The sequence below is a fragment of the Marinobacter sp. genome (genome assembly GCF_014859525.1).
Classification (GTDB): domain Bacteria; phylum Pseudomonadota; class Gammaproteobacteria; order Pseudomonadales; family Oleiphilaceae; genus Marinobacter.
On sequence record NZ_JACUUB010000111.1, the window covers coordinates 1 to 5,891 of the forward strand.

Annotated in this window: 5 protein-coding genes; 3 read left to right on the forward strand and 2 right to left on the reverse strand. The window is 57.4% G+C overall.

The annotated features are described in order from the left end of the window. Nucleotides 1-166: 166 nt before the first annotated feature. Both IBX51_RS13975 and IBX51_RS13980 read right to left on the reverse strand, forming a co-directional pair. Nucleotides 167-427 (reverse strand): zf-HC2 domain-containing protein, encoded by a 261-nt coding sequence (locus tag IBX51_RS13975; protein ID WP_291831907.1) that lies wholly within the window; start codon nucleotides 425-427, stop codon nucleotides 167-169. Next, nucleotides 421-1,041 (reverse strand): RNA polymerase sigma factor, encoded by a 621-nt coding sequence (locus IBX51_RS13980; protein ID WP_291831908.1) that lies wholly within the window; start codon nucleotides 1,039-1,041, stop codon nucleotides 421-423. Before IBX51_RS13980 ends, IBX51_RS13975 begins: the two co-directional genes overlap by 7 nt. Nucleotides 1,042-1,230: 189 nt before the next feature. On the opposite strand from IBX51_RS13980, the gene IBX51_RS13985 reads away from it, so the two are divergent. The 3 genes from IBX51_RS13985 to IBX51_RS13995 form a co-directional block, all read left to right on the forward strand. After that, complete coding sequence (locus IBX51_RS13985; RefSeq protein WP_291831909.1) at nucleotides 1,231-3,426, forward strand: FAD-dependent oxidoreductase; 2,196 nt, start codon at nucleotides 1,231-1,233, stop codon at nucleotides 3,424-3,426. Between the two features lie 78 nt (nucleotides 3,427-3,504). Continuing rightward, a complete protein-coding gene (locus tag IBX51_RS13990) occupies nucleotides 3,505-4,476 on the forward strand; it encodes a radical SAM protein (RefSeq protein WP_291831910.1) in 972 nt (323 codons plus the stop codon). Between the two features lie 69 nt (nucleotides 4,477-4,545). Beyond that, nucleotides 4,546-5,891, forward strand: a 1,346-nt coding sequence (locus IBX51_RS13995) for a sodium:solute symporter (protein ID WP_291831911.1), incomplete at its 3' end; no start/stop codon positions are given.

Below are 5,891 nucleotides of genomic sequence, written 5' to 3' on the forward strand. Positions count from 1 at the left end.
AATTGGAGGCAAGGCTGTAACGCTGCATTACGACCCTGAGGTGCCATCCGCGGAGTTGCGTGATGAATCCGGCACCTTGTTGCCGGCAACGCGGGCTTTCTGGTTTGCCTGGTACACCTTTCACCCGGAGACCGCCGTGTTTGAGGCAGAGTGAACATTGGCGGTGTTAGTCCGGCTCGCTGCCTTTGGTCCCACGGTTGTTGAGCGCCTCAGCCACCCTCTCATCAATCTGCCTGAGAAACTGTTCATCGGGCCGGCTGGCGGAATGCACGCTGAGCAGGTTGCTGCTGGCCCTCAAGTTACCAATAAACGTCCGGCAGTCCTTGCACATCATCAGGTGCATTTTTACGGTCAGACTCTGCCGGCGGTTGAGTTCGCCATCAATGTAATCACTGGCGATTTCGGCCAGGTCCCTGCACATTAACATTCGCCCGTCTCCTGGAAGGTTTCCACCATGAGAAAGATCTTTTGCCTCGCACGGTGTAAAAGTACACGCAGGTTAGAGGCACTGACATCCAGAATGTTACAGACATCATCCGATTTATGCTGGTGGGCTTCGTAAAGCATCAGCGCCGAGCGCTGGGTTTCCGGCAGGGCAGAGAGGTGTTTGTCCAGACAATCGCTGAGGGCACCGTTCTCCATCAGTGTGTCTGCGGAGTCATGGAATTGCAGTTTGGGGGGGAGATCCCAGCGCCCTGTAGCGTTGAAGCGGTTGGCCAGTTCCGGCTCCAGGCTTTCCGAGAAATCCATGGCCACTTCCCGCTTGCTTGACCGCAATTTGTTTTTGCATCGGTTGGCAACGATCCTATGCAGCCAGGTTTTAAGGCCAGAGCGGCCCTCAAACTTCTGGATGGCGTCTATCACTGTTACCCAGCAGTCCTGCACAACCTCTTCGGCGCTGGAGTGGTCCAGATAAAACCGGGCTACCGCCAGCATGCCGGGTGAGTATTCACGTACGGCCTGACGATAGGCTCCGGGGTCACCCCGTTTAAGGTCGTCGATGAGTGATGTGTCAGCTTCCGGGCGCGCCGCTGTGTCCATGGGTTTCCGTCCCTTGTCGGTATGGGTTTGGCTATTCATCTTTGTATAGGGGTTCGGAATCGTTAAAAGTTCCGGTATTCTGTAGCGAATGTTCAAGAATATTAGTCCAGGTGCGCTGTAACATCCAGCCGGTGATCGTGTCTTGGCTATAACAACGTATTGGTTTATTCAATTCTTACAGGCATGGATATGAATCGCAGCAAGCTTTTACTTCTTTTGATTATCGCCGTCATCGTTGGGATCTTTCTGGGATTCGACGGGCACAAACTCCTCACCCTGGAAAACCTCCAGTCGCATCAGAGTGCCATCGGGCAGTGGATTGACCAGAATCTGGTATTGGCCGTCTCAGGCTTCGCCCTCGTTTATGTGGCCGTTACGGCCCTGTCGCTGCCCGGCGCCACCATTATGACCCTCGCCGGTGGCGCCTTCTTCGGGAACATCTATGGTTTGGCGGCGGTCTCGATTGCGTCAACCATTGGTGCTTCCCTGGCCTTCCTGGTGGCCCGGTTCCTGATGCGGGATACCCTGCGCAAGCGCTATGCGGAAACCGTATCCAAAATGGACCGTGGCATCGAGAAAGACGGCGCCTTTTATCTGGCAACCCTGCGCCTGGTCCCGGTGTTCCCCTTCTTCCTGATCAATCTGGCCATGGGCCTGACCGCCATGAAGCTGCGCACCTATGCTCTGGTGAGTTGGATTGCCATGTTGCCGGGTACCTTTGTTTATGTGAATGCCGGCACCCAGTTGGGTCAGATCCAGTCCACCGGTGACATTGTGTCGGCTAATTTGCTGCTGTCTTTTGCCCTGCTGGGTTTGTTTCCGCTCATTGCCAAGTTTGTGGTGGGCTTTATTCGCCGCCGCAAGGTGTATGCCGGCTGGCAGAAGCCCGATCATTTTGACTACAACCTGCTGGTGATCGGCGGTGGTTCGGCCGGTCTGGTGTCGGCCTATATCGCAGCCGCCGTGAAGGCCAAGGTGGCCCTGATTGAAAAGCACAAGATGGGTGGCGACTGCCTGAACACCGGGTGCGTGCCGTCCAAGGCCTTGATCCGCAGTGCCAAGGCGGCGGATACGATGCGCCATGCCAACCGTTACGGGCTGGAATCGGTGCCGGTGAAAGGCTCGTTCAAGAACATTATGAACCGGGTCAAGGATGTGATCGCGAAAGTCGAGCCCCACGATTCCCCGGAGCGCTATCGCAAGCTGGGTGTGGACTGCATCTCCGGCGAGGCGAGTTTTGTATCGCCGTGGGAGCTGGAGGTGAAGCACAACGATGGCCGTACCGAACGCCTCACCGCCCGCAGCATTATTGTTGCCACCGGCGGCAAACCGGCGTTGCCGCCGATCCCCGGCCTGAAAGACATGCAGCCACTGACGTCCGATAACCTGTGGGAACTGCAAGAGCAACCGCAACGCCTGCTGGTACTCGGGGGTGGCCCCATTGGCTCAGAGCTGGCGCACGCGTTTGCCCGCCTGGGCACCCAGGTCACTCAGGTGGAGCGGGGCGAGCGACTGCTGGCTAAAGAAGATGCCGATGTCTCTGAACTGGTGCTCAAACAGTTTGAAGCTGACGGAATTGATGTCCGGCTGAAACATTCTGCGGCTGAGTTCCGTATGGAGGAAGGAGAAAAGGTTGCGTACTGCGATCACGAGGGTCAGAAGGTTCGCATTCCCTTTGATCAGGTGCTGGTGGCGGTGGGTCGCGCGGCGAATACCTCCGGTCTGAACCTGGAGCGGATTGGCATCGACACCTTGCCGAACGGCACCGTGCCGGTGGAAGAAGACATGAGCCTGCGTTATCCGAACGTGTTCGCCTGTGGCGATGTGGCAGGGCCTTACCAGTTTACCCACGCAGCGGCTCATCAGGCCTGGTATGCGGCGGTGAACGGGCTGTTTGGCCAGTTCAAACGGTTCAAGGTGGATTATCGGGTGATGCCCTGGGTGACGTTTACCTCGCCGGAAGTGGCGCGGGTTGGCCTGAGTGAAGCCGAAGCGCAGGAAAAGGGCGTTGCCTATGAGGTTACCCGCTATGGCCTGGACGATCTGGACAGAGCCATCGCTGAAAGCGAGGACTATGGCTTTATCAAGATCCTGACCCCGCCGGGTAAGGACAAGATTCTGGGCGTGGTGGTGGTGGGCGTTCACGCCGGAGAGATCCTCGCCGAGTTCACGCTGGCAATGAAGCATGGCCTGGGGCTGAACAAGATTCTGGGCACCATTCACCCCTACCCGACCTGGAACGAGTCGGCCAAATACGCGGCGGGTGAGTGGAAGCGGGCCCATGCGCCGGAAGGTATTCTGAGACTGCTTGAGAAGCTCCACGGCTGGCGCCGTGGTAAAGGCCGAAGCCAGCAGGCAAAACACAAAGAAGTAAGCGCAGGCTGATAAATTCGGGTGATGGCTGTAACAAACCGGCCTCGCCCGAGTCTGTGGCTAAACGTATCGAACGACTGAGGAGCAGCTATGCCCCTGATTGAAACCCGCCCGGCCCGCAGTAAACGCATTCCGGCTGTGGAAGTGCTGGAACCCCGGGCTTTTGACAGCTGGACCCACACCCGCAACGGCGACCCCCGGGGCTACATCGACGCGGACAAGCTCAAAGAGCTGTGGATCCACACGGGCACCGCCTGCAATCTGGCCTGTCCGTTCTGCCTGGAAGGCTCACACCCCGGAGATGGCCGCATTCCGGGCATGAAGCTCAGTGATGTGAAACCGTTTATCCACGAAGCCATCGACATGGGCGTGGAGCAGTTTTCCTTCACCGGTGGTGAGCCGTTTGTGATCCGGGATTTCGTGAATATCCTGGATTACGCCAGCCAGCACCGGCCCTGTTTTGTGCTGACCAACGCCACCGAGCCGCTGCTGAAACGCCGGCACCAGGTGCTGCCATTACTGGACAACCCTTATCCGATCCATTTCAGGGTCAGTCTGGATTTCCCCGACCGCGCCCGGCATGACAAGGATCGCGGCGACGGCAGCTTTGACCAGGCGCTGGAGGGTATCCATTGGCTCATCGAACAAGGTTTCAAGGTGTCTATCGCCCGACAGACTGACCCCGGCGAAAACCCGGTGGAGGTGGAAACCGCGTTCCGTGCCATTTTCCGGGACTGGAACATTCCGGAGGATCTGGCATTTACTGCGTTTCCGGATTTGGGCACGCCCGGCTCCGAAGACGGCAGCCCGGAGATTACCGAAACCTGCATGGAGAAGTACCCAACCAAAGAGGCCCGTTCCCACTTCATGTGCACCTACACGCGCATGCTGGTTAAGAAGGGCGATCAGGTTCGGGTGTATGCCTGCACGCTGGTGGATGATGATCCGCAATATGACCTGGGCGGTTCGCTGGCGGAGAGCATGGAGGAACGCATCATGTTGCGGCATCACCGGTGCTTTTCCTGTTACCGGTTTGGTGCGAGCTGCTCGGCGCCTGGTTGATTTCTTGTTTTGGAGGTTTAGAGGGCACCCTCCACCGATCAATGACTTACACTAAAACGACGGAAAAAAATGAACATTACTGAAGCCTCCCTGTTCTGGGGATTTCTCTTGGTGTACGGCGTGGTGATGTACGTGCTGTCACCCAAGAGCAAGAACGCCAATTCGTTTTACAAGGGCGCGGATGATCACGGCAACCCGGTGAGTCAGTGGTCGCTGACGGCGAGCATTTTTATCAGCTGGATTTTTGCCAAATCCGTGACCAATGCCGCCAACCTGGGTGCAGCGTATGGTGTTGTTGGCGGTCTGGCCTATGCCAGTTACTGGTTGTCGATTCCGGTGGCAGGTTACGTGATCTATTTGATTCGAACCCAGACCGGTGCCCGCAGCTTGCAGGAATTTTTAACGTCCCGTTTCGGCCGCCTGGCCAGCCTGGCGTTTGCGGCGGCGATTCTGATCCGGTTGTATAACGAAGTCTGGAGTAACACCGCCGTGGTGGGCGGTTATTTCGGGTTGCCCGGTGACTGGGAATACTACGCCGCGGCGATGCTGTTTACCGCATTTACCCTGGCGTATAGCCTCAAGGGCGGACTGCGGTCGTCAATTTTCACCGATGTCATCCAGACCTTTGTGTTTGTGTTCTTTGTCGGGGCCGTGCTGTTTATGATCATTCCGGCCAACGATACCAGCGCGCTGCTCACCAACGGCGAGTTCCGCCTGAACGCCGGCTTCGATCTGTTGCTGGTGGCCTTGCTGCAGCTGTTCAGTTATCCGTTCCACGATCCCGTCCTGACCGACCGGGGTTTTGTGAACAAAGAAAAAACCATGCTCAAGAGCTTTGTGGTAGCTGGCCTGCTGGGCTTTGTGGCGGTGTTTATCTTCAGCCTGGTGGGTGTCCATGCCCGCCTGAATGGCATTGAAGCCATGGGTAATGCCCCCGCCGCCGTCGGGCAATCGCTTGGGCTGGCGGCGTTGTTCTTTATGAGCGTTATCATGATGACTTCGGCCGGTTCAACGCTGGATTCCACCTTTAGCTCGTTGGCGAAATCCTTGGCAGTAGACTTGCCCCGACTGGCTCGTCGCGCCAAGAACAAGCTGCCGAGCGTTCGCGTGGGTGCGGTGGTGATGGTTGTGTTTGCCTTGCTCGGCAACCTGCCGATGTTCGCTGGCACCGACATTCTCAAGGCCACGACCATCTCGGGCACCATGGTGATGGGTCTGGCACCGGTGTTCCTGTTCTATGGCTTTACCCAGTGGTCGCCCTGGAGCTTCCATCTCAGTTTCTGGACCGGGCTCGGGCTGGGTGTACTGCTGGCGGTAGGCCTGATTCCATCGAGTTGGGCGATTGGTGATGGCGCCTATGCCATGTTGCTGGGTGTGAATGCCTATGGCTTTCTGATCTGCACGGCCGGTTTCTT

Excerpts from the sequence above, each read along its gene's own strand:
- IBX51_RS13975 (WP_291831907.1), bottom strand. The coding sequence starts at position 427 with ATGTTAATGTGCAGGGACCTGGCCGAAATCGCCAGTGATTACATTGAT.
- IBX51_RS13980 (WP_291831908.1), bottom strand. The coding sequence starts at position 1,041 with ATGGACACAGCGGCGCGCCCGGAAGCTGACACATCACTCATCGACGAC.
- IBX51_RS13985 (WP_291831909.1), top strand. The coding sequence starts at position 1,231 with ATGAATCGCAGCAAGCTTTTACTTCTTTTGATTATCGCCGTCATCGTT.
- IBX51_RS13990 (WP_291831910.1), top strand. The coding sequence starts at position 3,505 with ATGCCCCTGATTGAAACCCGCCCGGCCCGCAGTAAACGCATTCCGGCT.